Source organism: Streptomyces yokosukanensis (assembly GCF_001514035.1).
In the GTDB taxonomy this organism is placed as follows: Bacteria; Actinomycetota; Actinomycetes; order Streptomycetales; family Streptomycetaceae; genus Streptomyces; species Streptomyces yokosukanensis.
Genome location: NZ_KQ948211.1, coordinates 72,576 through 98,598 on the forward strand (window position 1 = coordinate 72,576; position 26,023 = coordinate 98,598).

The window sequence follows — 26,023 nt, forward strand, 5'->3', positions numbered from 1 at the left end:
CACTACCGGTCGGCCTTCGCGAAGACCGCGACCGTCCGTGCCGGGACGGCGAACGTTCCCGTGCCGACGGTGTAGGCCGAGGTCTTCACCACCGGGTCGGCGCCGGAGGCCTGTACCGGGTGCAGCCGGTAGCGCGTGCCGGCGAGCGCGCCGACCGTCTGCTCCTGCCGCTGCGGGGTCGCGTTGAAGACGACGACCAGGTCACCGAGGCACATGGTGATCACCCCCGGTGTCTCGTCCTTGCCCGACAGCGGGAAGGACAGCTCGCCCTGCACCTGCGCGGCCGTACCGAGCGAGAACGCCTTCTCCGTCGTACGGATCCTCAGCAGATCCCGGTAGGCCGCCGAGGCGCCGGTGATCTGATCGCAGTCCACCTTCACCGTGGTCAGCAGGGGCCTCGCGTACTCCCACGTGGACCGGTTGTCGGCCGCCATGGGCAGGCCGCGCCCGAAGCCGTTGCCGTCGGCGCAGTCCCAGTGGATGGCGTTGAACCAGTCGCCGCTGTCGAAGGAGTTGCGGTCCAGGGACTTGGAGCGCAGCAGGTCGGTGCCCGCCTGGGACAGGGACGGCCCCTGCGAGAGGCCGGCCGTGGCCATCGCGAGGACCTGCATCCGGGCCCGGTCGGACGCGCTCGTCCTCGCGGGCAGCTTGTAGGCCAGGGCGTCGAACAGCGACTCGTTGTCGTGCGCGTCCGCATAGGCGAGGGCGTCGCCGGGGGCGTCCGCGTAGCCGGCGGGCGAGCCGTTGTAGTCGATGCCGGCGCCGGTGACCTCCTTGCCGTCGGTGTCGGTGAAGGCGAAGGACTTCAGATTGCCGGTCAGACCGACCTTGATCAGGTCCTGGTAGTGCAGCAGCCGCGCCTTCTGCTCGGCGGAAGTGCCGTTGGCGGAGGACGTGTTGGGGTCGGTGTAGAGGCCGGACGCGAAGCCCTGGACGCCGGGGTCGGAGTCGAAGGGGCTGCCGCCGCGTACCGCGTCCCGCGCCCGGTCGGAGAAGGTGGCGATGCCGGTGCCGGCCATGTTCGCCTGCGTGGCCTGCACGAACCGCGCGTCGTTCGCGACCTCGCCGAAGTTCCAGCCCTCGCCGTACAGGATGATCTTCTTGCCGTCGACGCCGTCCTTCTTCACGGTCAGCGCGTCGAGCGCCTTGCGCACCGCGAGGATGTTGGCCTTCGGGTGGTGGCCCATGAGGTCGAAGCGGAACCCGTCGACCTTGTACTCCTTGGCCCAGGTGACGATCGAGTCCACGACGAGCTTGCCCATCATCGCGTTCTCCGGCGCGGTGTTGGAGCAGCAGGTGCTGTCGGCCACGCTGCCGTCGGCGAGGAGCCGCTGGTAGTAGCCGGGCACGATCCTGTCGAGCACGGAGGTGTCGGCCTGGCCGCTCGCGGCGGTGTGGTTGTAGACGACGTCCATGACGACCCTGAGGCCGTCCTCGTTCAGCGCCTGGACCATCCTGCGGAACTCGACGGTACGGGCGGTGCCGTCCGGGTCGGTGGCGTACGAGCCCTCGGGGACCGTGTAGTGGTACGGGTCGTAGCCCCAGTTGTAGGCGTCCCGCGCGGCGGTCTTCGCCACGCAGGCCTGCTGCCGGTCGGAGTCGGCCGGGTAGGACGCCAGGTCGCAGTCGGGGCTCGCCCGGTCTGCCTTCTTCTCGGGCACGGTGGCGAAGTCGAAGGCGGGCAGCAGGTGCACGTACGAGGTGCCGGACCCGGCGAGCGCCCTCAGGTGCCTGCTGCCGTCGCTGTTCTTGTCGGTGAAGGCCAGATAGGTGCCCTGGTCGCGCGCCGGGACGGTCTTGTCCGCGACCGAGAAGTCCCGGATGTGCAGCTCCTGGATCTGCGCGTCCTTCAGCGGTACGGCCCGGGGCTTGCGCAGGCCCGACCAGCCGCTCGGGGCGAGGGACCTGTCGTCCAGGTCGACGACGAGGCTGCGCCCGGAGTCGGCGGTGAGGGCCACCGAGTAGGGGTCGGTGACCTTGTTGACGACCAGCTTGCGGACGCTGGGCGCCCAGACCTTCACGACGTACCGGTACGGCTTGCCCTTCCAGGAGGCGGGACCGGTGACCGACCAGACGCCCGAGGCGGCGTCGCGGTGCATGGCCACGGTGGCGCCGTCCAGGTCGAGCGCCACGCTCTGCGCCGTCGGCGCCCAGACGGACAGCGTCGGCTTCCCGTCGTGGAACACCGGGCCGAGCGCGGCCTGCGTGGCACGGGGGTAGAGGTCGTCCAGGGCGCCGGCGATCTGTACGCCGGTCGCCGCCAGCACGGCGCCGTCGGCGGCCCGCTGGGAGGCGACGAGCTGGCCGGTGAGCGCCGTGCGCACCCGATCCCGGTCACGCGGGTCCACACGCCAGGCGGTGTAGTCCTTCAGGTGGGGGAACCTCGCCTTCTGGGCGTCGGTGAGCGTGGTCCTGCCCAGGCGCAGCCAGCGCTCGTCGTCGCTGGTCAGCGTCCCGTCCTTGACGGTGATCGAGCCGTCGTGGGAGGAGAGCAGCTGGGTGGAGGCGGCGCCGTCGACGCCGTTCCAGGCGACGGTGTCGCGGTCGATCCAGATCGCCTTGGAGGTGGTCAGGTCGAGGGCGGCGGCGTCGGCCGTGGGCTGCGGGAGCAGATGCCCGTCCTGGCCGTTCAACAGCCACACCTCGTAGCCGTCGGCCGTGAGGTCGAGGGACTGGTCGGCGGGCAGGTCCTTCTCGTCGCCCTTGTGGACGATGTAGCTGAGGCTGGTGGCACCCGCGGTGAGCGGCACCTCGAAGACCGCGCCATAGGCATCAGTCTTCACCGGCTCCAGCGGCTTCGACCAGTCGGTGGGGTGCGCGGCACCCGCCCAGACGTGCAGGCCCCAGCCGGCGTAGTTCCCGTCCGTGCGGTGGTAGTGGATGACGGCCTTGGTCCTGTCCTGGGCGGGACGGTCGGGCCGCTGGGTCAGTACCTCGGGCTTGCCCTGCTCGACCCAGACCTCACCCGTCCTGGTGACGTCGATGCTCCGGTCGGTGGAGACGTCCTTGTCGCCGTCCTTGTCGACGACCAGGAAACCGACGTTCGAGGCGCCGGGCTTGAGCTTGACGTAGGCGAAGGCGCCCCAGGCGTCCCGGCCGACGAAGGGATGTCCGGCCGGCCAGGTGGTGGCCTCGCCGTCGGCGATGTCGCCCCAGGCGTACAGGCCCCAGTCGCCGTAGTCGCCGTCGGTGCGCTTGTAGTGGACGATCGCGTAGCCCCGGGCGGAGGCCGTGGGGGTTCGGGGTGCGGGCGGGGTGCCGGTGGTGCTGCTCGCCGTGGCGGACGCGGTGCGTCCGGCGGAGTCGACGACGACGGCCTTGTAGCGCAGGGCGGTCCCGGCGGGTACGCCCGCGCCGAGGGTCTGGGTGACCTTGTACGGGGCGTGGTCGGCGGAGCCGAGCACCTGCCACGTGCCGTTGCCGACCTGGGCGGCGAAGACGACCCGGTCGAGCTGTCCGCCGCCGCTGTCCGCGGTGATCTGTACCGTGCCGGTGGCTCCGGCGGCCGGGGCGTGGAGGGTGAGCGTCGGCTCGGCCGTCGGCCGGCCGAGCGGGCCGGTGGCCTTGTAGACGACGGCGGACTCGGCCGGGACGGTGACGGTGACGTTCCGGTCGCCGTCGCTGCGCACGGTGTCCGTGGTGCCGTAGACGCCCCGGTACGCCATGCCGGCGGACCCGGTCGCGAAGGCCGCCGTCCTCGCCGCGGTGGCGTTGTTGAGGGCGACGACGTACTCCTGGCCGGTGCGCGCGTCGGTCCGGGTGAAGGCGTACACGTCGGCGCCGTCGGCCGCGTAGCGCTCGCTCTGCACGCCGTCGGTCAGGGCCGGGTTGGCCCTGCGGAGTCGGGAGAGGTCGGCGATGTCCCGGTAGAGCGGGGCACCGGTGTCGTAGGAGTCACTGGCGTGGGTGCGGTCGGTGCCGATCTCGTCGTCGTCCAGGTAGTCGGCGACCTTGGAGGCGAACATGGTCTGGCGGGCGTCCTTGTCGCCGCCGGAGCCGGTGAAGCCCTGCTCGTCGCCGTAGTAGACGACCGGGTTGCCCCGGCTGAGGAACATCACCTCGTTGGCGAGCCTGTCCTTCTTCAGCAGCTCGGCGTCGCTCGCCTCGGGGTTGTCCTGCTTGAGGAAGTACCCGATGCGGCCCATGTCGTGGTTGCCGAGGAAGGTGACCTGCTCGTAGGCGTTGGCCTTGTCGGTGGTGTACTTCCAGTCGTCGCCGAAGACGCTCGCGAGCCTGTGGGCGCCGGCGCCCTGGGAGGCGTAGGCGCGGGCCGCGTCCTGGAAGGGGAAGTCGAGGGTGGCGTCGAGGCGGCCCCGGGTGACGTACGCGGAGGTGACCGAGGTGTCGGCGGAGTAGGTCTCGCCGAACATGAAGAAGTTCTTCCGCCCGTGCGCGGCTGCGTACGCGTCGAGCGCGGTCGCCCACTGCGTCCAGAACTCCATGTTCACGTTCTTGACGGTGTCGATCCGGAAGCCGTCGACGGCGAAGTCCTTCACCCACCGCTCGTAGATCTTCTCCATGCCCCGGACGACCTCGGGACGCTCGGTCCACAGGTCGTCCAGGCCGGAGAAGTCGCCGTAGGTGGCGGACTCTCCGGCGAACGTCGAGTCGCCCCGGTTGTGGTACATCGTCGGATCGTCGAGCCAGGCCGGGACCTTGCTGCGGCCGGTGACCCGCGGGGTGTACGGGAAGGAGGCGTCGGAGACGGCCGGGAACCTCTTGCCGCCGTCGGCGTAGTCGGCGTCGTCGAAGGGCCTGCCGTCCTTGGTCAGGTACGGGAAGGCGCCCTTGGAGAGGTAGTCGGACGACTTCTCGGCGTGGTCCACGACGTCGGCGGTGTGGTTGGTGATGACGTCGAAGAAGACCTTCATGCCCTTGGCGTGGGCTCGGGCGATGAGGGTCGTGAGGTCCTGGTTGGTGCCGAAGTGCGGGTCGACCTGGGTGAAGTCGGTGATCCAGTAGCCGTGGTAGCCGGCCGAGGCGTTGGTGCCCGTGCCCTGGACGGGCCGGTTCTTGAAGATGGGGGCCATCCAGATGGCGGTGGTGCCGAGGCCCTTGATGTAGTCCAGCCTCTTCGTCAGGCCCTTGAGGTCGCCGCCCTGGTAGAAGCCCTTGTCGGTGGGGTCGTAGCCGGTGCTGAGGCGGGAGCCGGTCAGTCCGCCCCGGTCGTTGGACGTGTCGCCGTCGGCGAAACGGTCCGGCATGACGAAGTAGAACTGTTCGCGGGTGTCGTCGTGCCGGGCGGGCTGGGCGGCGAGGGCCGCGTCCGGGGGAGGCGCGGGCGGGGTGGGCGCGGCGTGTGCCGCGAGTGGCTGGATCAGGGCGGCGGCGAGGGCTACGGCGGTGACTGCCGCGGCCCGTCTCGCTCTCGGTATCACGGGCACAGGCGGTAACTCCTAGCGAATACGGCTCTCTTGGGTCCGACCCCGCGCGACCGTATCCCCGACGAAAGCATGACAGCAAGAGTCTTGAAACTCATAGCAAGAAGTTTCAACGTCAATCTTGACGTGCTCTTCTCGACTGCCGCACGGTCACGGGTTGTTGAACGCTTCCCCTTCTCCCGGCGCCGCATCATGAGCAGACACCGCCCCCCGGGTCTCCTCCGCCGCAGCGCGAGCGCGGCGGCGGCGGGCACCCGCCTCCGGGAACGTGACCTGGGAGTCCGGCACGAACCGCTCGTACACGACGGGCGGTTCGTCCGGCTACACGACGAGCGAGACCTGGAAGCAGTGCTCCCGGCTCAGCAGCTCGACCTGCCCGCGTAGATCGCGAGCGCCGTGTTCGAGCCCAGGGTGGCGGTGAACTGCCCGCTGGAGTTCACCGCCACCGTCGTGCTGCTCTGAACATCGCAGTACGTCCCTGCGGCCAGCGACGTCTGGTACGTGCGGGTCAGGGACGAGGACTCGTGGTTGATCGCCACATAGCCCTTGCTCCCCCGGCCGAACGCGATCGCGTTGCTCCCGTCGTCCCACCAGTTGCCCACCGGCTGACCGCGGGTCGCGTTGCGGAAGGCGACCATGGACTTGATCTCCGGCCAGGCGTGCTGGCACTTCCAGCCGTCCTGCCAGCAGGCGGCCACCTGGCCGTTGTTCGGCGGGCCGGCGTCCGCGTCGGACCACTCGTAGCCGGAGTTGATGTCCGGGGCGCCGTAGGGCCAGGCCAGCATGAAGACGTTGGCCAGGGTGTAGTCGGCGCCGTCCTTGTAGTTCAGCGTCGAGCCGTTTCGCTCCGTGTCGTGGTTGTCGACGAAGACGCCGGCCACCGAGCCGGCGAGGTAGCCCCAGCCCTCGCCGAAGTTGTTCAGGTACGCCAGCTTCTCGGAGGTGAAGACGCGCTTGAGGTCGTAGGCGTAGCGGAATTCCTGGACGTCTCCGTTGCCGGTGTACTCGGACGGCTGGACGGCCTCGTTCGCGCCGTAGATGACCTCCTGCTTCCAGTAGGCGGAAGGATTCGTCAGGCGGGACTTGATGTTCGCCAGGTCCTCCGCCGGGATGTGCTTGGCGGCGTCGATGCGGAATCCGTCGGCACCCAGGGAGAGCAGGTCGTTCAGGTAGCCCGCGATGGTCTTGCGGACGTACTCCTCACCGGTGTCCAGGTCGGCCAGGCCGACGAGTTCGCAGTGCTGGACGTTCCAGCGGTCCTGGTAGTTGGTGACCTGCGAGGTGCAGTCGTCGAAGTCGGGGTACGAGTACAGGCCCGGGTAGTCGTACTTCGTGTACGACGAGCCGCCGGTGCCGGTGCCGCTGCCCGCCGACATGTGGTTGACGACCGTGTCGACGACGACCTTCAGGCCGGCCGCGTGGCAGGTGTCGATCATGTTCTTGAAGGCGGTGCGGTCGCCGAGCCGGCCCGCGATCTTGTACGACACCGGCTGGTACGAGGTCCACCACTGCGAGCCCTGTATGTGCTCGGCGGGCGGGGAGACCTGGACATAGCCGTAGCCGGCGGGACCGAGGGTGGTGGTGCACTCGCGGGCCACCGAGGCGTAGTTCCACTCGAAGAGTACGGCGGTGACGTCCTTGGTGCCGGGCGGGGAGGCGTCCGCGGTGGTTGGGGTCATGACAAGGGCGGCGGCCGTGAGGGCGACCGCCCCGGAGAGGGTTCTGCGTGCCATGTGGGGGTTCCTTCGACGTTGAAGGCTTGGGGAGACCGCTGAAGGCGCTTGCTGCAAGGTTTCAGCAAACTTGCGGTGACGCAGATGTTAAAGGCCCGCTGCCTGAAAGGCAGCGGGCCGTTGTGAAGTTGATGCAAGAACTTCTCGACGGGTCGTCAGATCGCGGTGAACCACACCGTCGTGTCGGCGGGCACCTTCGTCCCACCGTCGGACTCGGCCAGCTCACCACTGGCCAGCAGCACCCGGCCGTACGGCGGTGTCGTCACCTGCTCTCCCGTGGTGTTCGCGACGCACACGAACTCCCCGCGCCGGAAGGCCAGGACGCCCTCGGGCGCGCGCAGCCACTGCACCGACTCGCCCGCGCCGAGGTCGGGCCGCGTCCGCCGGACGCTCAGCGCCGAGCGGTACAGCTCCAGCGTCGAGCCGGGGACACCCGTCTGCGCCTCGACGCTCAGCTCCCCCCAGCCCTGCGGCTGCGGAAGCCAGCTGCCGCCGCTGCCGAAGCCGTACGACGAGCCCTCCCGGGTCCACGGGATCGGCACCCGGCAGCCGTCGCGGAAGCCGTCCTGGCCGGCGCCGCGGAAGTACGCCGGGTCCTGGCGCACCTCGTCGGGCAGGTCCACGACGTCCGGCAGGCCCAGCTCCTCGCCCTGGTAGAGGTACGCCGAGCCGGGCAGGGCCAGCATGAGCAGGGTGGCGGCGCGGGCGCGGCGCAGACCCAGGGCGCGGTCGCCCGCGCTGCGGATCTGGGTGCCGAGGCCGGGCGGGTTGGCGAAGCGGGTGGCGTGCCGGGTGACGTCGTGGTTGGACAGCACCCAGGTGGCGGGGGCGCCGACCGGGCGCATGGCCTCAAGGGTGCGGTCGACGACCTCGCGCAGCTCCTTCGCGTCCCACGCCGTGCTCAGGTACTGGAAGTTGAAGGCCTGGTGGAGCTCGTCGGGGCGGACGTAGTTCGCGGTGCGCTCGACGGTCGGGGTCCAGGCCTCGGCCACGAAGATGCGCTCGCCCGAATACTCGTCCAGGATGCGGCGCCACTGCCGGTAGATCGCGTGCACACCGTCCTGGTCGAAGAACGGCATGACATCGTTGCCCAGCAGTTTCAGCTGGTCGTGCGCGCCGAGGTCGGGCAGGCCGTCGGCCTTCACCAGTCCGTGGGCCACGTCGATGCGGAAGCCGTCGACGCCCATGTCCAGCCAGAAGCGCAGGATCGAGCGGAACTCGTCGCCGACCGCCGGGTGTTCCCAGTTGAAGTCGGGCTGCTCGGGGGCGAAGAGGTGCAGGTACCACTCTCCCCCAGGCGTGCCGTCCGGTTCGGTGACCCGCGTCCAGGCCGGGCCGCCGAAGATGGACTCCCAGTCGTTGGGCGGGAGTTCGCCGTCCTCCCCCTTGCCGGGGCGGAAGTGGTAGCGCTCCCGCAGCGGGGAGCCGGGGCCCTCGGCGAGGGCGCGCCGGAACCACTCGTGCTGGTCCGAGGAGTGGTTCGGGACGAGATCGACGATGATCCTGAGCCCCAGCCCGTGGGCGTCGCGGATCAGCGCGTCGGCGTCGAGCAGATTGCCGAACATCGGGTCGACGGCGCGGTAGTCGGCGACGTCGTAACCGGCGTCGGCCTGCGGGGAGGCGTAGAAGGGGCTGAGCCACACGGCGTCGACACCGAGGTCGCGCAGGTACGGCAAGCGGGCGCGGATGCCTTCCAGGTCGCCCATGCCGTCGCCGTCGCTGTCGGCGAAGCTGCGCGGATAGACCTGGTAGATGACCGCGTCCCGCCACCAGTCGCGGCGGTCGGCCACGGCGGCTGCGGTGGAGTGGGGGGCCGGTGCGGCGGGGTGCTGCTGGCTCATGGCGTCCTTGATCTTGAAGGGAATCGGGTCATGGGCGCGTGGGCGTTGGTACGGCGACGGATGCCGGGACCGGGGGGTGTGCGAGGCGGCCGCGGTGACAGCGGGGTCGGATACGCACCGCGGCCGCCTACCCGCGCGCACCGGCGCGCGGGAGCCCTTGTGCGGGAGAGGGGGTCAGCCCTTGGTGCCACCGGCGGTCAGACCGGTGACGAGGTTCTTCTGCACGAGGTAGAAGAAGACGGACACGGGTATCGCGATCAGCACCGCGGTGGCGGCCATGTAGTTCCACTGGGCGTCGTGCTCGCTGACGAAGGTCTGCAGACCGACGGCGAAGGTGTACTTCGAGTCGTCGAGCATGAAGGTCGTCGCGAAGGCGACCTCGGCCACGGCGGTGATGAAGTTGTAGAAGGCGGCCACGGCCAGGCCCGGTCGGGCCAGCGGCAGGATCAGCCGGAAGAAGGTGCCGAAGGGGGTGAGCCCGTCGACGCGTCCGGCCTCGTCTATCTCGAAGGGGATGGTGTCGAAGTACCCCTTGAGCAGCCAGGCGCTGTAGGGCACGGCCGTGGTGCAGTTGATGATGATCAGCGACCAGTAGGTGTCGATGAGGCCCAGCTCGCTGAAGATCTCGTACATCGGCACGATCAGGATGGCGATCGGGAAGGCCTGGGTGAGCAGCAGGACCCACATCAGCGACTTGTAGCCGGGAAAGCGCATGCGCGAGACGGCGTAGCCGGTGGTGGCCGCGACGAAGACACCGATGAAGGTGGTGCCGAGGGCCACGATCATCGTCGACTTGAACCAGTCGAAGAAGGCCGTGTGCTCCAGCACGAAGCTGTAGTTGGAGAAGGTGAGCTTGCCCAGGATCTTGCCCGGGTGCAGGTAGTCGTCCTTGTCCGGGCCGAGCGAGAGGAAGACCAGCCAGGCCACCGGGGCCAGCGCGATCAGGCTCGCGAGGGCGAGGCCGCCGTGCAGCAGGGCGACGCCGAGCCGGCCGCGTTCGCCGCGCCGGCGGGCAGGGCGCGCGGTCCGTGCGGCGGATGCGGGCCCGGCCTCGGACTTCTCAAGGGTCGTGGTGCTCATGGCGGCAGCTCCTGCGGCGTCAGACGGCGAGCTGGTCATTGCGCTTCAGCCAGCGGAAGTAGAAGGAGGTGAAGACGGTGAGGATCGACAGCAGCAGGACGCCGTACGCGGCGGACTGGGCGAAGTCGCGCGGCTGCTGTCCGAAGCCCAGGTAGTAGGCCCAGGTGACGAGGATCTGGGCGTCGGGCGCGCCGGTGGGGCCGAACAGCAGGAAGATGATGGCGAACTGGTTGAAGGTCCAGATGACGCCGAGCAGTACGACGGTGGAGCTGACCGAGCGCAGTCCGGGCAGGGTGACGTGCCGGAAGCGCTGCCAGGCGCTCGCGCCGTCCATCTCGGCGGCCTCGTAGAGCGTGGAGTCGATGGACTGCAGGCCGCCGAGCAGGGAGAGCATCATGAACGGCACGCCGCACCAGGTGTTGACCATGATCGCGGCGAAGCGCTGCCAGAAGGTGTCCTCCAGCCACTGCGGCTGGGGCAGGTGGAGCGCGCCGAGGAACTGGTTGAGCGCGCCGGAGTCGGCGAGCATGATCCGCCAGGAGAAGACGGTGACGAAGGTCGGCACGGCCCAGGGCAGGACCAGCAGCAGGCGGTAGAAGGTGCGCCCGCGCAGCTTCTGGTTGAGCATGAGCGCGAGGCCCAGGCCGATGGTGTAGTGCAGGGCGACGCAGGCGACCGTCCAGAAGACGGTCCACAGGAAGTGCGACCAGAACCGGTCGTAGGCCAGCGGGCCGAACAGGATGTCCTTGTAGTTGCCGAACCCGATGAACTTGTACGTGGCGTCGATGTGGTTGACGCCGATGGTGCGCGCCGAGTTGAGGCTGTTGGCGTCGGTGAGGGTCAGGTAGACACCGCGCAGCAGCGGATAGCCCACGATGACGCCGAGCACGACGACGACCGGCGCGATCATCGCGTAGGCGTACCAGTGCTTCTGGAATCCGTGTCTGATGCGCTGGCCCAGGCCGGGCCGCGGCGCGCGGTCACCGCGGCGGCTGCCGGTGGCGCGGTCGATGGCGACTGTCATGTTCGACACCTTCGGGAGTTCAGGGGGCGGGCCTGGGCACAGGCCGGCGGCCGTCGGAACCTTCCCCCCTCAGAGAGGTTCCGACGGCCACGCGGGCTCACTTGCTGAAGTCGGGGACCAGCTTGGCGATGGCCACCTCGGCGTTGCCCAGGCCCTTGTCGAGGGACTCCTTGCCGCCGGCGATCTTGGGCAGCTCGATGTCCAGCGGGCCCCACAGGCTGCTGTACTCGGGCAGGGCCGGGCGGGGCTGGGCGGCGGCGAGGACGCTCTGGAAGCCGGCGATGCCGGGGTCGGCCTTGACCTTGGCGGTGTAGGCGTCGGACCGGGTGGGCAGGGTGGAGTTCTTCAGGGCGATGGCCTCCTGGGAGGTCGCCGAGGTCATGAACTTCACCAGCTTCAGGGCCGCTTCCTGGTGGGCCTTGTCGGATCCGGCGTAGACGGAGAGGTTGTGGCCGCCGGTCGGGGCGCCCGCCTTGCCCGTGGAGCCGGCCGGGACCACGGCGATGCCGAGGTTGGACTTGTCCTTGAAGGCGCTGCCCTTGTAGAAGTTCGTGATCTCCCAGGGGCCCTGGACGATCGCGGCGACCTTGCCGTTGACGAACGCGTCCTGGATGTGGGCGTAGGCGTCGGCGGTGGTGTCGGCCTTGTGCAGGCCCTTGCCGGAGAACAGGCCCAGCCAGGTGCCGTAGGCCTTCTTGGCGGTGGCGGAGTCCACGGTGATCTTCTTGGTGGCGGCGTCGACGGTGTCGGTGCCCTCGCCGTAGAGGAAGCTCTGCGCGTAGTAGGCCTGGGTGGAGCCCCAGTAGCCGTCGACGCCGGTCTTGTCCTGGACCTTGGCGGCATCCGACTTCAGCTCGTCCCAGGTCTTGGGGGCGTCGGTGATGCCGGCCTTCTTGAACAGGGCCTTGTTGTAGACCAGCGCGAGGGTGTCGGTGACCAGCGGGACGCCGTAGGTCTTGCCCTGGTACTGGGCCTGCTTGATCAGGCTGGGCTGGAACCGGGCCTGGTCGGCGAGGGCCTCGGTGCCGTCCAGCGGCAGGAAGTAGCCCTTCTTCGCGAAGGCCGGGGTCCAGCCGACCTCGGAGCGCAGGATGTCCGGGGCGCCCTTGGAGCCGGCCGCGGTGTCGAACTTGTTCTGCGCCTGGTCGAAGGGGACGTTGACGTAGTTGACCTTGATGTTCTTGTTGGCGGCCTCGAACTGCTTGACCAGGGCCTGGTACGCCGGCGCCTCGTTCGTGGCGTTGGAGGTGTCCCACCAGGTGATGGTGACCGGGCCGTCCGCCTTGCCGCTGTCGCCGCCGTTGCCGCCGCAGGCCGTCGCCGCGAGGGCGAGGGACGCCACCAGCGCGGAGGCCGCTATGCCACGCCGCATGAGTTCTCCTTGAGGGGTTCGAGCCCGAGTGAGGCAGGGGCGGTCCCGTCCGCCGTCCCCGCGGTCTTGCCGACTGCGCCGTTGCGGCGACCGGGCGACTGGGAACGTAACAGCGATGTAAGCGGCGCGAAAGACCTTGCAGAAAAAAAGTGCAAGGGAACACGATGGTTACCCCGCCGTGACCGGCGCTCGACGCCCGCGCAACCGCGCATTGAAGCCGGTGGGGCGCTATGGGCAGCATTTGTGCAAGACTCTGCAAGCTCTTGCCACCAGATTGCGAGGGAGCGAGATGAAGCAGCAACCCACGGCGGGCCGTCCGGCGGGCCGGGCCCGGCGTCCGGCCGGTGTGCAAGGCGACATACGACCGGTACAGTCCAGTGCCGTGACCACACGGCTTGCCGACATCGCTGCGCAGGCGGGGGTGAGCGAAGCGACCGTCAGCCGGGTCCTCAACGGGAAGCCGGGCGTCGCCGCCACCACCCGCCAGTCCGTGCTCGCCGCGCTGGACGTCCTCGGCTACGAACGCCCGGTGCGGCTGCGGCAGCGCAGCGAGGGGCTGGTCGGTCTGATCACGCCGGAGCTGGAGAACCCGATATTCCCGGCCCTCGCCCAGGTCATCGGCCAGGCGCTGACCCGCCAGGGCTACACGCCGGTGCTCGCCACCCAGACCCCGGGCGGGTCGACCGAGGACGAGCTGACCGAGATGCTGGTGGACCGCGGCGTCGCCGGGATCATCTATGTCTCCGGGCTGCACGCGGACACCACCGCCGACATGCAGCGCTATGAGCGGCTGCGGGCGCAGGGCGTGCCGTTCGTGCTGGTGGACGGCTTCTCGCCGAAGGTGCAGGCGCCGTTCATCTCCCCCGACGACCGGGCCGCGACGACGCTCGCGGTGACCCATCTGGTCTCGCTCGGGCACACCCGGATCGGGCTCGCGCTCGGGCCGAAGAGGTTCGTGCCGGTGCAGCGCAAGATCGAGGGCTTCGTGCGGGCCGTGCAGGACCAGTTGGGGCTGAGCGCCGAGACGGTCGAGGCGGAGCTGATCCAGCACTCGCTGTACACCCTGGAGGGCGGCCAGGCGGCGGCGACCGCGCTGATCGAGCGGGGCTGCACGGCCGTGGTGTGCGCGAGCGACATGATGGCGCTCGGTGCGATACGGGCGGCCCGGCAGCGGGGCCTGGAGGTGCCCCGGGACGTGTCGGTGGTCGGTTTCGACGACTCCCCGCTGATCGCCTTCACCGACCCGCCGCTGACCACGGTCCGCAAGCCGGTGCCGGCGATGGGCCAGGCCGCGGTGCGCACGTTGCTGGAGGAGATCGGCGGGACGCCCGCGCCGCACAGTGAGTTCGTGTTCATGCCGGAGCTGGTGGTGCGGGGGTCGACCGCTTCGGCGCCGCATGTCGTCCGCACGTCGTAGAAGGTGCGTCGCGGACCCGACCTTGGGATGATCTGTCGAGGAAGCCGTGTCTGGCAGACTTGATGCCTATGAGTGACTCGACCGTGACACAGTCGGAAGGTCGCACAGACGTGGCCGTTCCGCAGACCGTCACGGGCGAGGTCGGGCGGGGGCCGCGGGGTGTGCTGGGCCGGCTGCGGCGGCCGCGACGGCCTCGGCTGTGGTTCGAGATCCTTCTGATCGCGGTGAGTTACTGGACGTACTCACTGATCCGCAACGCCGTGCCGGAGCAGAAGGGCAAGGCGCTCGGCAACGCCGACTGGATCTGGCGCGTCGAGCACGCTCTGGGCGTCGCCGTCGAGCAGTCCGTCAATCACGCCCTGAACTCGGTGACTTGGCTGATCATCGGCATGAACTACTACTACGCGACACTGCACTTCGTGGTGACGCTGGGTGTGCTGGTGTGGTTGTACCGGTGGCACCCGGGCCGGTACGCGGCGGCCCGGCTGGCGCTGTTCGCGACCACGGGTGTGGCGCTGGTCGGCTACTACCTGTTTCCACTCGCCCCGCCCCGGCTGATGCGGGGCGGGCACTTCGTGGACACGGTCATGGTGCACCACACCTGGGGCTCGATGGCCTCCGGCGATCTGAAGCACATGTCCAACCAGTACGCGGCGATGCCGTCGATGCACATCGGCTGGTCGCTGTGGTGCGGCCTGACGATCTTCGCGCTGGCGTCCGTGCCGTGGGCGCGGGTGCTGGGGCTGCTCTATCCGGCGACCACCCTGCTGGTCATCGTTGCCACCGCCAACCACTTCTGGCTGGACGCGGTCGGCGGTGTGCTGTGCCTGGCGTTCGGCTTCACGGTGGCGCGACTGTGGTACGGCGCGCTGCCGCATGCGCTGCCCCGGGTCGTGCCGAACGCCGTGCTGTGTGCGGACTGACCCCGATCGCACCGCGGTTTCGTCACGTCGAGTCGCCGTAGAACAGTTCCTCCATCACCGTGCGTGCCCTGCGGGTGGTACGGCGGTACGCGTCCAGCATGTCGCCGGCGTGCCCGGCGCCGTAGCCCAGGTAGCGGCCCACGGCCGCCAGCTCGCGGGGTTCCGTGGGGAAGGTGTCCCCAGCCCGGCCGCGCACCAGCATGACCGCGTTGCGCACCCGGGTGGCCAGGACCCACGCCTCGTCCAGGATCTCGGCCTCCTCGGCCGACAGCAGCCCCGCCTCGCGGGCGGCGGCCAGCGCCTCGCGGGTGCGCGTGGTGCGCAGCCCGGGGGTGTCCCAGCCGTGCCGGAGCTGGAACAGCTGGACGGTCCACTCGACGTCGGACAGGCCGCCCGGGCCGAGCTTGGTGTGCAGCTTGGGGTCGGCGCCGCGCGGGAGGCGTTCGGACTCCATACGGGCCTTCAGCCGGCGGATCTCGCGGACCGCGTCCTCCGCCAGGCCGTGCACCGGGTAGCGCAGCGGGTCGATCAGCTCGGTGAAGCGCCGCCCCAGGTCCTCGTCCCCGGACATGGGTTCCGCCCGCAGCAGCGCCTGGGACTCCCAGACCAGGGACCAGCGGCGGTAGTACGCCTGGTACGCCTTCAGGGTGCGCACCAGCGGGCCCGACTTGCCCTCCGGGCGCAGGCCGGCGTCGATGATCAGCGGCGGGTCGGCGCTGGGCAGCTGGAGCAGGCGGCGCATCTCGGCGACCACCTTGTTCGCGGCGGCGGCCGCCTCGTGCTCGTCCACGCCGTCCCGCGGTTCGTGTACGAAGACGACGTCCGCGTCGGAGCCGTAGCCCAGCTCGTGGCCGCCGAACCGGCCCATCCCTATGATCGCGAAGCGGGTGGGCAGCGTGTCGCCCCAGCCCTCGCGGACCACCGCGCGCAGGGTGCCCGCGAGGGTCGCGGCCGTGAGGTCGGAGACCGCCGCGCCGACCCGGTCCACCAGGGCGCCCTGGTCGGCCTCGGCGGGGCTGGTCTCGGTGCCGTAGGAGCCGACGATGTCGCCGGCCGCGGTGCGGAACAGCTCGCGGCGGCGCACGCCACGGGCCGCGGTGACGCCCTGCTCGGCGTTCTCCGCGCGCCCCACGGCGGCCAGGATCTCCTGCTCCAGCGGGGTGCGCCCACGGGGCGCCAGGCCGCCCGCGCGTGCGGCCGTGCCGTCGCCGTCGCCCAGCAGGGCCACCGCCTCGGGGGCGCGCATGAGGAGGTCGGGGGCGAGGCGGCCCGCCGACAGGACCCGGGCCAGGTTCTCGGCCGCGGCGCCCTCGTCGCGCAGCAGGCGCAGGTACCAGGGGGTCTTGCCCAGCGCGTCCGAGACCTTGCGGAAGTTCAGCAGGCCCGCGTCCGGGTCCGCCGAGTCGGCGAACCAGCCGAGGAGGACGGGGAGGAGGGTGCGCTGGATGGCCGCCTTCCGGGTCACTCCGGAGGCGAGGGCCTCCAGGTGGCGCAGGGCCGCCGCCGGGTCGGCGTAGCCGAGGGCGACGAGGCGTTCGCTGGCCGCTTCGGGGCGCAGGCGGGCCTCGCCCGGGGCGAGTTGGGCCACCGCGTCGAGGAGCGGGCGGTAGAAGAGTTTCTCGTGCAGGCGTCGTACGACGCCCGTGTGGCGCTTCCATTCGCGGATCAGCTCGGCCGCCGGGTCGGTGCGCAGGCCGAGGGAGCGGCCGAGGCGCCGTTGGTCCTCCTCGGCCACGGGGACGAGGTGGGTGCGGCGCAGGCGGTACAGCTGGATGCGGTGCTCCATCGAGCGCAGGAAGCGGTACGCCTCGTCGAGGCGGGCGGCGTCCTCGCGGCCGACGTAGCCTCCGGCGGCCAGGGCCTGGAGGGCGTTCAGGGTGGTGCCGCTGCGCAGGGCGGGGTCGGTGCGGCCGTGGACCAACTGCAGGAGCTGGACGGCGAATTCGACGTCCCGCAGGCCGCCCGGGCCCAGTTTGAGTTCTCTCTCGATCTCGGACGCGGGGATGTTCTCGACCACGCGGCGGCGCATCTTCTGGACGTCCGCCACGAAGTTCTCGCGTTCGGCCGCCTTCCAGACCATGGGTTCGAGCGCGTCGACGTACGCCTCGCCCAGTTCCGCGTCGCCGGCCACCGGGCGGGCCTTGAGCAGGGCCTGGAACTCCCAGGTCTTCGCCCAGCGTTGGTAGTAGGCGAGGTGGGAGGAGAGGGTGCGGACCAGGGGGCCGTTGCGGCCTTCGGGGCGGAGGTTGGCGTCCACGGGCCAGATGGAGCCCTCGACGGTGGTCTCCGAGCAGATCCGCATCAGGTGCGAGGCGAGGCGGGTGGCGGAGGTGAGTGCCTTGGCCTCGGTGGTGCCGTCGGTCGCCTCCGCCACGAAGATCACGTCCACGTCGGAGACGTAGTTCAGTTCGTGGCCGCCGCACTTGCCCATCGCGATCACCGCGAGGCGGCAGGCCGCGGTGTCCTCGGGGGCGTGCTCCTGTGCGAGGGCCAGGGCGGCGCGCAGGGTGGCGGTCGCGAGGTCCGCGAGTTCGGCGGCCGTCTCGGCGACGTCGGTGGTGCCGCAGACGTCGCGGGCGGCGATGGAGAGGAGGCAGCGGCGGTAGGCCACGCGCAGGGAGACGGGGTCGGTGGCCTCGGCCAGGCCGCGCTCGAACTCCGTGAGGCCCGGGTGCAGGTCCTGCGCCTCGTACGTGACCAGGGCCTGCCAGTCGGCCGGGTGGCGGGCCAGGTGCTCGGCGAGGGCTGTGGAGGCGCCGAGGACAGCCAGGAGGCGGTCGCGCAGGGGCTTGGCCGCGATGAGGGTGTCCAGCAGTTCGCGGTGGGCCGTGGGGCCGTCCTGGGCCTCCAGGAGGCGGACCAGGCCGTGCAGGGCCAGGTCCGGGTCGGCGGTGGCGCCCAGGGCTTCCAGGAGGACGGGGTCGTCGCGGACGGGGGCGAGTTCCGGGCCGTCCAGGAGGCGTTCCGCGGCGGAGGGGTCCGTGAAGCCGTGTCGGAGCAGGCGGGTGAAGGTGCTGCTCCTGCGGCCCGGCGTCATGCTCGGCCTCCCCTGGGATGTCGGTCTTCCTGGCCAGAGCCTAACCGGATCGGGGGTGGGGGGCTGTGGATGCCCGCGGGGGGCTCTGCGGGGTGCGTCGTGGGATGCGTCGTGGGGTGCGTCGTGGGGTGCGTCGTGGGATGCGTCGTGGGGTGCGTCGTGGGGTGCGTCGTGGGGTGCGTCGTGGGGTGCGTCGTGGGATGCCTGCGGCAGCCCCTGCGGGGTGCGTCGTGGCTTGTCGTGCGCCTACGGTGAGTGGGGAGTCGGTGCCCCGGCGGGTGGTGTCCGTCCTCGGGCCGGCGGTCTGTCTGCTTCAAGGGGCACTCCGTGCTTTCGCCGGCCGCTGCGGGCGGACACCACCCGCCGCGTCCCCTTGCCGCCGTACGCGGCCGAAGTTCATCCGGTCTTCACCATCTCGGTTGGGTGCCGTGAGGCAGGGGAATATTGGCGTGTGCATGCTCTGTCCGCACCACCAGCCCCGTCCCCCCACCCTCGGAGGTTGAAGTGTCCGGCAGTTCCGTGCACCGCCGTGCCCGTACCGTCATGGCGTCCGCGGCAGCCCTCGCCGCGGCCGCAGTCGGGCTGTGGACCGGAGTCGGCGAAGGGTCCGCGCACGCCGCGGGCGCCGTGCCGAGTCCGGATCACGTGGTCGTCGTGGTCTTCGAGAACCACGCGTACAGCCAGGTCGTCGGCTCCTCCAGCGCTCCGTACATCAACTCGCTGAAGTCGGGAGGTGCCAACCTGACGCAGTCGTACGCCGAGACCCACCCGAGCCAGCCCAACTACTACGCCCTGTTCTCCGGTTCGACGCAGGGGGTCACGGACGACAGCTGTGTCACTCCGGGATTCTCGTCGGCCCCGAACCTGGCGTCCGAGGTGATCGACGCCGGGAGGAGCTGGGCCAGCTACAACGAGTCGCTGCCCAGCGAGGGTTCGACGACCTGCAGCAGCGGCAAGTACGCGCAGAAGCACAACCCGTGGTTCGGGTTCAGCAACGTGCCGACGTCGAGCGCGAAGACGTTCGACCAGTTCCCTACGGACTACTCCACGCTGCCGCAGATGTCGGTCGTGACCCCGAACCTGTGCAGCGACATGCACGACTGCTCGGTGTCCACCGGTGACACCTGGCTGAAGAACAACCTGGGTGCCTACGCGACCTGGGCCAAGACCCACAACAGCCTGCTCGTCCTCACCTTCGACGAGGACAACCGGCTGAGCGGGAACCGGATCCCGACCGTGCTGTACGGGCAGCCGGTCACCGCCGGGTCGTCCAGCTCCACGACGTACAACCACTACGACCTGCTGCGCACGCTGGAGGACAGCCAGGGGCTGACCTCGCACGCGGGCAACGCGGCCTCCGCCGAGGACATCAGCGGCATCTGGGCGTCCTGACGTGTACGTAGCGGACAGCCGGTCGAGTACGCCGGCGTCCGCGGACGGTGCCGTCCGGCCGATGGCCGGGCGGCGCCGTGCCGCGATCGCCCCGACCGTGCTCGCGCTCGGAACGGTCAGTCTGGTGACGGACGTGTCCTCCGAGATGGTCACTGCCGTACTGCCGTTGTACCTGGTCACCGGGCTCGGCCTGTCCCCGCTGGGGTTCGGGCTGCTCGACGGCGTCTACAACGGGTTCTCCGCGCTCGTACGGCTGGTGGGCGGCCATCTCGCCGATCGGGGCGGTGGGCGGCACAAGTGGGTCGCCGGGTTCGGGTACGGGATTTCGGCGGTGTGCAAGCCGCTGCTGCTGATCGCTCACTCGCTCACGCCGATCGGGCTCGTGCTCGCCGCCGACCGCACGGGCAAGGGGCTGCGGACCGCCCCGCGCGATGCACTCATCTCGTTGTCGAGCACGCCCGAGACCCGGGGGCGCGCCTTCGGGGTGCACCGGGCCATGGACACGGCCGGAGCCCTGCTCGGACCGCTGGTGGCCTTCCTGATCCTGCGGGCGACGGTCGACGGGTACGACGCGGTGTTCACCGTCAGCTTCTGTGTCGCCGTGGCCGGGGTCCTGGTGCTGGTGCTCTTCGTGCCGGGCGGGCGGGGCGGTGCGGTCGCGGCCGAGCGGCCCACGTTGCGCGGCGCGGTGGGACTGCTGCGGGGGCGCGGGCTGCGGCGGATCGCCGTGTGCGCGCTGCTGCTGGGTCTGGCGACGGTCAGCGACTCCTTCGTCTATCTGCTGCTCCAGCGGCGTCTTGGGGTACCGGACCGGTGGTTCGCGCTGCTGCCGCTCGGTACGGCGGCCTCCTTCCTGCTGCTCGCGGTGCCGCTCGGGCGGGTCGCGGACCGGGTGGGCCGCTGGGCCGTCTTCGTGGCCGGGCACGGTGCCCTGCTGGCCGCCTACGCGCTGTTGCTGCTGGGGTGGCACGGGTCGGGCCTGGCCTACGTCGTCCTCGCCCTGCACGGAGCCTTCTACGCGGCCACCGACGGGGTGCTGATGGCAGCCGCCTCGGACGGGGTTCCGGAGGCGCTGCGCTCGTCCGGGCTGGCCCTCGTGCAGACCGGGCAGGCGACGGCCCGGTTCGCCTGCTCGCTGCTGTTCGGCGCGGCCTGGACGGTGTGGGGCGACCGGGCGGCGCTCGCGGGGGCGGCCGTGGCGCTGGCCGTGTGCGCCCTGTTCTCCCTCACCCTGCGCCCGAAGGGAACGGTGCCCGCATGACCGTACGCAGCCGCATCCTGATCCTGGTCGCGGCCGTCGCCGTGCTGGCGGCGGTCGGGCTGGCGTCCGTGCTGCACGCCTCGGCCCGCGCCGAGCGCCGCAACCACACCCAGGCGGGCGGGCCCCGGGTCACGCCGGGGGCGGTGACGCTGACCGGGCAGGGGCGGATGCTCTTCCGGAACATGGCGTGGGGGCCGCATCGGGACGAGGTCGTCGGCGTTCCGGCCGGCGACCCCTCCGGGCCCCGTACCGCCTCCGGCGTCAAGTGCCTGCGCTTCTACGCCGCTTCGGGGACGGGCGTGTGCCTGCAGGCCGTGCACGGGACGGTGTCGGACACGTATCGGGCGCTGATCCTGGACGCCCGGCTGCGGACCGTGCGCCGGTACGACGTCCCGGGCATCCCCTCCCGTGCCCGCGTCTCCCCCACCGGGCACTTCGCCGCCTGGACGGCGTTCGTGGGCGGTGACAGCTACGCCGGGACGAACTTCTCCACGCGTGCCGCGATCGTGGACACCAGGAGCGGCGAGCTGATCCCGTCGCTGGAGGACTTCCGGATCGTCAAGGACGGGCATCCCTACCGGGCACCGGACGTCAACTTCTGGGGCGTGACGTTCGCGCGGGACGACCGCACCTTCTACGCGACGCTCGCGACCAGGGGCAGCACCTATCTGGTGCGGGGCGATCTGCGCACCCGGACGCTCACGACCGTGCACGCGAACGTCGAGTGTCCGTCCCTCTCGCCCGACGGCACCCGGATCGCGTACAAGAAGCGGGTCGAGGGGCTGCCGAAGGACGCCCCCTGGCATCTGTACGTCCTCGATCTGCGCACCCTGCGGGAGACCCCGCTGGCCGAGCGGAGAAGCGTGGACGACCAGGTCGTGTGGCGGGACGCCCGTACGCTCGTGTACGCCCTGCCGGGTGACTACGGCGCGGATCTGTACCAGGTCCCGGCGGACGGCTCGGGAACGCCGCGGCGGATCGGCACGGCCGCGGTGTCACCGGCGTACATCGGATAGGCGCACCGCCCGCTCCCGCGTGACCTGCGCCGATCCGATGTCGTTGACCAGGCTATGAAGAAGATCACCGCTCTGGCCACGCTCACCGCGGCCGGTCTCGCGCTCGCCGGCCCGGCCCACGCCCACGACGGCGACCACGGCCGCATCAACATCGCCGGCCGGACCCTGTCCGGGAACAAGATCTGCCAGCAGGCCCTCGGGCTCGTCCCGTTCGTCGTGCCGGAGACCGGCCAGTCGGTGTACGACGCCTGCAACAACGCCGAGCACGGCGGTCGCGCGCAGCCCCAGCACGGTCACCAGGAGATCCAGCGGACCAGCGTCGAGTCCGACGACTGGCAGTGAGCCGCGGTCCGGCCTCGCCGGGACGCCCTGGGGCGGACGGTCCGCGACCGTCCGCCCCAGGGGATCGTTTCGCCGGAAACCGGCCCTGACCCGCCCCTACAGGACCGGCAGATTCTTCCGCAGCTCGAAGGCGGTGACCTCGCTGCGGTACTCGTGCCACTCGGCCTGCTTGTTGCGCAGGAAGAAGTCGAAGACGTGCTCGCCGAGGGTGTCGGCGACCAGGTCGCTGCGTTCCATCAGGGCGAGGGCCTCGCCGAGGTTCTGCGGGAGGGGTTCGATGCCCATCGCGCGGCGCTCGGCGTCGGACAGGGCCCACACGTCGTCCTCGGCGCCCGGCGGAAGCTCGTAGCCCTCCTCGATGCCCTTCAGGCCGGCGGCCAGCAGGACGGCGTAGGCCAGGTACGGGTTGGCGCCGGAGTCGATGGAGCGGACCTCGACCCGCGCGGAGCCGGTCTTGCCGGGCTTGTACATCGGGACCCGGACCAGGGCGCTGCGGTTGTTGTGGCCCCAGCAGATGTACGACGGGGCCTCGCCGCCGGCGCCCGCCGTGCGCTCGGAGCCGCCCCAGATGCGCTTGTAGGAGTTCACCCACTGGTTGGTGACCGCGGAGATCTCCGCCGCGTGCTTGAGCAGGCCCGCGATGAAGGAGCGCCCGACCTTGGAGAGCTGGTACTCGGAGCCCGACTCGTAGAACGCGTTCCGGTCGCCTTCGAAGAGCGACAGGTGGGTGTGCATGCCGCTGCCCGGGTGCTCGGAGAACGGCTTCGGCATGAAGGTCGCATGGACGCCCTGCTCCAGCGCGACCTGCTTCATGACCAGGCGGAACGTCATGATGTTGTCCGCCGTGGAGAGCGCGTCGGCGTAGCGCAGGTCGATCTCCTGCTGGCCCGGCGCGCCCTCGTGGTGGGAGAACTCCACCGAGATGCCCATCGACTCCAGCATGGTGATCGCCTGACGGCGGAAGTCCATGCCGACGTTGGTCGGGGTGTGGTCGAAGTAGCCCGAGTTGTCGGCCGGGGTGGGGCGGGAGCCGTCGAGCGGGCGGTCCTTCAGCAGGAAGAACTCGATCTCGGGGTGGGTGTAGAAGGTGAAGCCCAGGTCGGAGGTGCGGGCCAGGGCGCGCTTGAGGACGTAGCGCGGGTCGGCGAAGGAGGGGGAGCCGTCCGGCATGAGGATGTCGCAGAACATGCGGGCGGTGCCGGGGGTCTCCGCGCGCCACGGCAGGACCTGGAAGGTGGACGGGTCCGGCTTGGCGATCATGTCGGACTCGTAGACCCGGGCGAAGCCCTCGATGGCGGAGCCGTCGAAGCCGATGCCCTCGTCGAATGCCTGTTCCAGTTCGGCGGGGGCCACGGCGACGGACTTCAGGAAGCCCAGCACGTCCGTGAACCACAGGCGTACGAACCGGATGTCGCGCTCCTCCAACGTCCGGAGCACGAACTCCTGCTGCTTGTCCATCTTCCGCTACCCCATCCTTGCTGGCCAGGCCGCCCGTCCCCGCGTCCCACGGGAGGCGGTCGGGCACCTGAGCATCCCACCACAACACCATTTCACGCGCGTTGCGGACCTTGATCGCGGATGCGTCCTCGGCCTGAACGCCTCTCGTACGGCAGGTGTACCTCTGTGTCGCCCATCTTGCCTGCTCGGACCGACATCCGTAATGGCCGATCCGGCGCGCGGAGTGGCCGACACCATCGCCATTTAATTTGTAGCTCAGATGCAAGTTTCTATGACGTGCGGGGCCGGCCAGTACGTCTCCGTGTGCGTGACCCTGCCCGACGGGGCCCGGCGCGTCCCCGCTGCTCGCGTCGGCGGGCACCGGCGTGACCCCGATGGTCGCGATGCCGGCCGATCTCGCGGCCGCCGGCCATCGCGGCCCGGTCACCGTCGTCCACGGCGACCGCTCCCCCGCCGACCACGCCCTGCGCGGCGACCACGCGAGGTACGCCGCACGGCTCGCGGGCGCGTCCGTGCACTTCTTCTACGAGCGCGACGCCGGCCCGGGCACCCGCACCGGCCTGGTCGACCTGACCGGCATCCGACATCCACTACGAGGTCTTCGGCCCGGACCTGTGGCCGGCCCGGGGCCAGGGCCTGTCGTCACGTTCCCGTCGTCCGCCCGAAGGGCGGGCCGGGCGGCGTCAGGTGCGTGGGCCCGGTGCGGCGAGTGGGGGTGCCCCCTCTGGGGAGGGAGTTTGACGACACGCCCTAGGAGGCGTGGCGGGAGATGCCCAGCAGCAGCGGGCCGGTGGGGTCGGCGACGATGTCGGTGACCGTGACCGGGTCCAGGGCGGCGAAGAACGCCTCCTGGGCCCGCCGCAGGGCGCCGCGCAGCCGGCAGCCGGAGTTCAGGGGGCAGGGGGCCGAGCCCTCGCAGTCGACGACGTCGCCGTCTCCCTCGAAGGTGCGCACCACCGCGCCGACCGACGCGGTGCGGCCCTTCCCGGTCAGCGCGAGACCGCCGCCGCGGCCGCGCCGGGCGTCGACGAGGCCCAGGTGCTGGAGTTCGGCGACGACCTTCGCGGCATGCGTGTAGGGCACGTCCATGTCCGCCGCGACCTGGCGGGTGGTGGGCATGGCGTCGGCGGCCACGGCCAGCCGCATCAGGACGCGCAGGGCCAGGTCGGTGGAGCGCAGGAGCCGCACACCCCGAGCGTAGGTAATACGCATCCTCGGTACAAATTATCCGCTGCCCCCCCTCTTCACGTACTCCCCGGTCGTTCCTTTGCCGTGCACTCTCTACGGCAACCTGCGCCACCCCCACTACGATCAGCGGGCCCCACCCTTCCCGTTGCCGCCCCTTTCCCCCAGAAGGACACCTCATGGGTTCCGCGAAGAACAGCAACGCGACGCGCAAGGCGCGAATAGAGGAGATGCGCCGTGCCGAGCGGGCGCGCGAGCGCCGCAGCCGCGTGCTCACCACGGTCGCGAGCGCGGTGGTCGTCGGCGGCCTCGTCGTCGGCGGCGTGGTCCTGGTGCAGTCCCGGTCCGGCGACAAGCAGAACACCGCGAGCGACTCCGCCAAGGGCTCCTCCGGTGACTCCGGGCGGTGGGCCACCGGCAAGGACGGTGTGAAGACCTGGACCGGCAAGCTGTCGCGGACGCACGTGGCGACCAAGGTGTCGTACCCGATGCACCCGCCGGTCGGCGGCAACCACAACCCGATCTGGGCGGACTGCAACGGCGACGTCTACACCAAGGCGCTGCCGGACGAGAACGCCGTGCACTCGCTGGAGCACGGCGCGTTGTGGGTGACGTACACCGGCAAGGCGAAGAAGGCCGACGTCGACGCGCTCGCGGCGAAGGTGAAGAAGACGCCGTACTCGCTGATGAGCCCGTACGAGAACCAGGCGGCGCCGCTGGTCCTGTCGGCCTGGGGCCACCAGGTGACGGTGAAGAGCGCGAGCGATCCGGAAGTGGACAAGTTCTTCGCCGCCTACGTCCAGGGCCGGCAGACACCCGAGCCGGGCGCCTCCTGCACCGGCGGGGTCATGAAGTGAGGCGGCGCCGCATCGGCTGGATCGCGGGGGCCTCGGCGGCGGTGCTCGTCGCCTCCGGCGCGATCACGTACGCGGTCGCCGAGGACTCCGGCGACCCGGGCACGAAGACGCCGGGCGCGCAGTCGGCGGACTCCGGGTTCGCGCGGGACATGGCCGTGCACCACCAGCAGGCCGTCGAGATGTCGTACATCGTCCGGGACCGCACCGACAACGAGGACGTGCGCCGGCTCGCCTACGACATCGCGCAGACGCAGGCCAACCAGCGCGGCATGCTGCTGGGTTGGCTGGATCTGTGGGAGCTGCCGAAGGTGTCGGCCGAGCCGCCGATGACCTGGATGGGCATGGGTGACATGCCCGAGCGCGGGGACGGCTCGCTGATGCCGGGCATGGCGACGGACACGGAGTTGAAGAAGCTCCAGTCGCTGAACGGCAAGCGGGCCGAGATCCTCTATCTGCAGCTGATGACGGACCATCACAAGGGCGGCATCCACATGGCCGAGGGCTGTGTCGCCAAGTGCACCGTGGGCGTGGAGAAGCAGCTCGCCCAGGGCATGGTCGACGCGCAGCAGTCGGAACTGCAGGTGATGGCCCAGATGCTCAAGGAGCGGGGCGCCGAACCGCGTTCGTGACGGGAGCGGAACCGCGTTCGTGAACAGCGGGCAAGCCGTTCTGTAACACAGCCGTAAGGATAAACGGCTCAAATC

General features: G+C 70.6%; 17 protein-coding genes and 1 pseudogene. 9 read left to right on the forward strand and 9 right to left on the reverse strand.

Features of this window, described 5'->3' with window-relative positions:
* Positions 1–2: 2 nt before the first annotated feature.
* The 6 genes from pulA to AQI95_RS15885 all read right to left on the reverse strand — a co-directional run bounded on the left by pulA (position 3) and on the right by AQI95_RS15885 (position 12,431).
* Positions 3–5,384 carry a pullulanase-type alpha-1,6-glucosidase gene (pulA, locus tag AQI95_RS15860; protein WP_067123356.1) on the reverse strand — a complete coding sequence of 1,794 codons (5,382 nt, stop codon included), beginning with the start codon at positions 5,382–5,384 and terminating at the stop codon, positions 3–5.
* A 356-nt stretch (positions 5,385–5,740) separates the two neighbouring features.
* Positions 5,741–7,114 (reverse strand): alpha-amylase, encoded by a 1,374-nt coding sequence (locus AQI95_RS15865; protein ID WP_208614186.1) that lies wholly within the window; start codon positions 7,112–7,114, stop codon positions 5,741–5,743.
* A 155-nt stretch (positions 7,115–7,269) separates the two neighbouring features.
* Positions 7,270–8,955, reverse strand: coding sequence for a glycoside hydrolase family 13 protein (locus tag AQI95_RS15870; RefSeq protein ID WP_067123358.1), 1,686 nt, complete (start codon positions 8,953–8,955; stop codon positions 7,270–7,272).
* Positions 8,956–9,129: 174 nt separating this feature from the next.
* Positions 9,130–10,035: a sugar ABC transporter permease gene (locus AQI95_RS15875; protein WP_067123360.1), complete on the reverse strand. Its 906-nt coding sequence runs from the start codon at positions 10,033–10,035 to the stop codon at positions 9,130–9,132.
* 19 nt (positions 10,036–10,054) lie between these two features.
* On the reverse strand, positions 10,055–11,059 hold the full coding sequence (locus tag AQI95_RS15880; RefSeq protein WP_067123362.1) for a carbohydrate ABC transporter permease: 1,005 nt from the start codon (positions 11,057–11,059) through the stop codon (positions 10,055–10,057).
* 97 nt (positions 11,060–11,156) lie between these two features.
* Positions 11,157–12,431, reverse strand: coding sequence for an extracellular solute-binding protein (locus tag AQI95_RS15885; RefSeq protein WP_067123364.1), 1,275 nt, complete (start codon positions 12,429–12,431; stop codon positions 11,157–11,159).
* A gap of 382 nt (positions 12,432–12,813) precedes the next feature.
* Here AQI95_RS15885 and AQI95_RS15890 point away from each other — a divergent pair, with 382 nt between their 5' ends.
* Both AQI95_RS15890 and AQI95_RS15895 read left to right on the forward strand, forming a co-directional pair.
* A complete protein-coding gene (locus tag AQI95_RS15890; RefSeq protein WP_067124041.1) occupies positions 12,814–13,848 on the forward strand; it encodes a LacI family DNA-binding transcriptional regulator in 1,035 nt (344 codons plus the stop codon).
* Positions 13,849–13,916: 68 nt separating this feature from the next.
* Positions 13,917–14,771, forward strand: a complete 855-nt coding sequence (locus AQI95_RS15895) for a phosphatase PAP2 family protein (protein WP_107121659.1) — start codon at positions 13,917–13,919, stop codon at positions 14,769–14,771.
* A gap of 22 nt (positions 14,772–14,793) precedes the next feature.
* Here the strand turns inward: AQI95_RS15895 and AQI95_RS15900 are convergent, their stop codons facing one another.
* Positions 14,794–17,808, reverse strand: coding sequence for a bifunctional [glutamine synthetase] adenylyltransferase/[glutamine synthetase]-adenylyl-L-tyrosine phosphorylase (locus tag AQI95_RS15900; RefSeq protein WP_067123366.1), 3,015 nt, complete (start codon positions 17,806–17,808; stop codon positions 14,794–14,796).
* 504 nt (positions 17,809–18,312) lie between these two features.
* Here AQI95_RS15900 and AQI95_RS15905 point away from each other — a divergent pair.
* The 4 genes from AQI95_RS15905 to AQI95_RS15920 are packed head-to-tail and all read left to right on the forward strand — an operon-like array spanning position 18,313 to position 21,819.
* Positions 18,313–19,200 (forward strand): alkaline phosphatase family protein, encoded by an 888-nt coding sequence (locus AQI95_RS15905; protein WP_067123368.1) that lies wholly within the window; start codon positions 18,313–18,315, stop codon positions 19,198–19,200.
* Position 19,201: 1 nt separating this feature from the next.
* The gene (locus AQI95_RS15910) at positions 19,202–20,461 is read left to right on the forward strand and encodes an MFS transporter (RefSeq protein ID WP_208614187.1); all 1,260 of its coding nucleotides are present in this window, start codon (positions 19,202–19,204) and stop codon (positions 20,459–20,461) included.
* On the forward strand, positions 20,458–21,477 hold the full coding sequence (locus AQI95_RS15915) for a TolB family protein (protein ID WP_067123370.1): 1,020 nt from the start codon (positions 20,458–20,460) through the stop codon (positions 21,475–21,477). Before AQI95_RS15910 ends, AQI95_RS15915 begins: the two co-directional genes overlap by 4 nt.
* 54 nt (positions 21,478–21,531) lie before the next feature.
* On the forward strand, positions 21,532–21,819 hold the full coding sequence (locus AQI95_RS15920; protein WP_067123372.1) for a hypothetical protein: 288 nt from the start codon (positions 21,532–21,534) through the stop codon (positions 21,817–21,819).
* Between the two features lie 96 nt (positions 21,820–21,915).
* On the opposite strand, the gene glnA is transcribed toward AQI95_RS15920, so the two are convergent.
* Positions 21,916–23,277 carry a type I glutamate--ammonia ligase gene (gene glnA, locus AQI95_RS15925; RefSeq protein ID WP_067123374.1) on the reverse strand — a complete coding sequence of 454 codons (1,362 nt, stop codon included), beginning with the start codon at positions 23,275–23,277 and terminating at the stop codon, positions 21,916–21,918.
* A 341-nt stretch (positions 23,278–23,618) separates the two neighbouring features.
* On the opposite strand from glnA, the pseudogene AQI95_RS44885 reads away from it, so the two are divergent.
* Positions 23,619–24,018 (forward strand): annotated as a pseudogene (locus AQI95_RS44885) (ferredoxin reductase domain-containing protein); the annotation flags it as partial.
* A gap of 9 nt (positions 24,019–24,027) precedes the next feature.
* Here the strand turns inward: AQI95_RS44885 and AQI95_RS15930 are convergent.
* Positions 24,028–24,465, reverse strand: a complete 438-nt coding sequence (locus tag AQI95_RS15930) for an RrF2 family transcriptional regulator (RefSeq protein WP_067123376.1) — start codon at positions 24,463–24,465, stop codon at positions 24,028–24,030.
* Positions 24,466–24,641: 176 nt separating this feature from the next.
* On the opposite strand from AQI95_RS15930, the gene AQI95_RS15935 reads away from it, so the two are divergent.
* Both AQI95_RS15935 and AQI95_RS15940 read left to right on the forward strand, forming a co-directional pair.
* On the forward strand, positions 24,642–25,319 hold the full coding sequence (locus AQI95_RS15935; RefSeq protein ID WP_067123378.1) for a DUF3105 domain-containing protein: 678 nt from the start codon (positions 24,642–24,644) through the stop codon (positions 25,317–25,319).
* A complete protein-coding gene (locus tag AQI95_RS15940) occupies positions 25,316–25,948 on the forward strand; it encodes a DUF305 domain-containing protein (RefSeq protein ID WP_067123380.1) in 633 nt (210 codons plus the stop codon). The genes AQI95_RS15935 and AQI95_RS15940 overlap by 4 nt, the downstream gene beginning before the upstream one ends.
* The last annotated feature ends 75 nt before the right edge of the window (positions 25,949–26,023 follow it).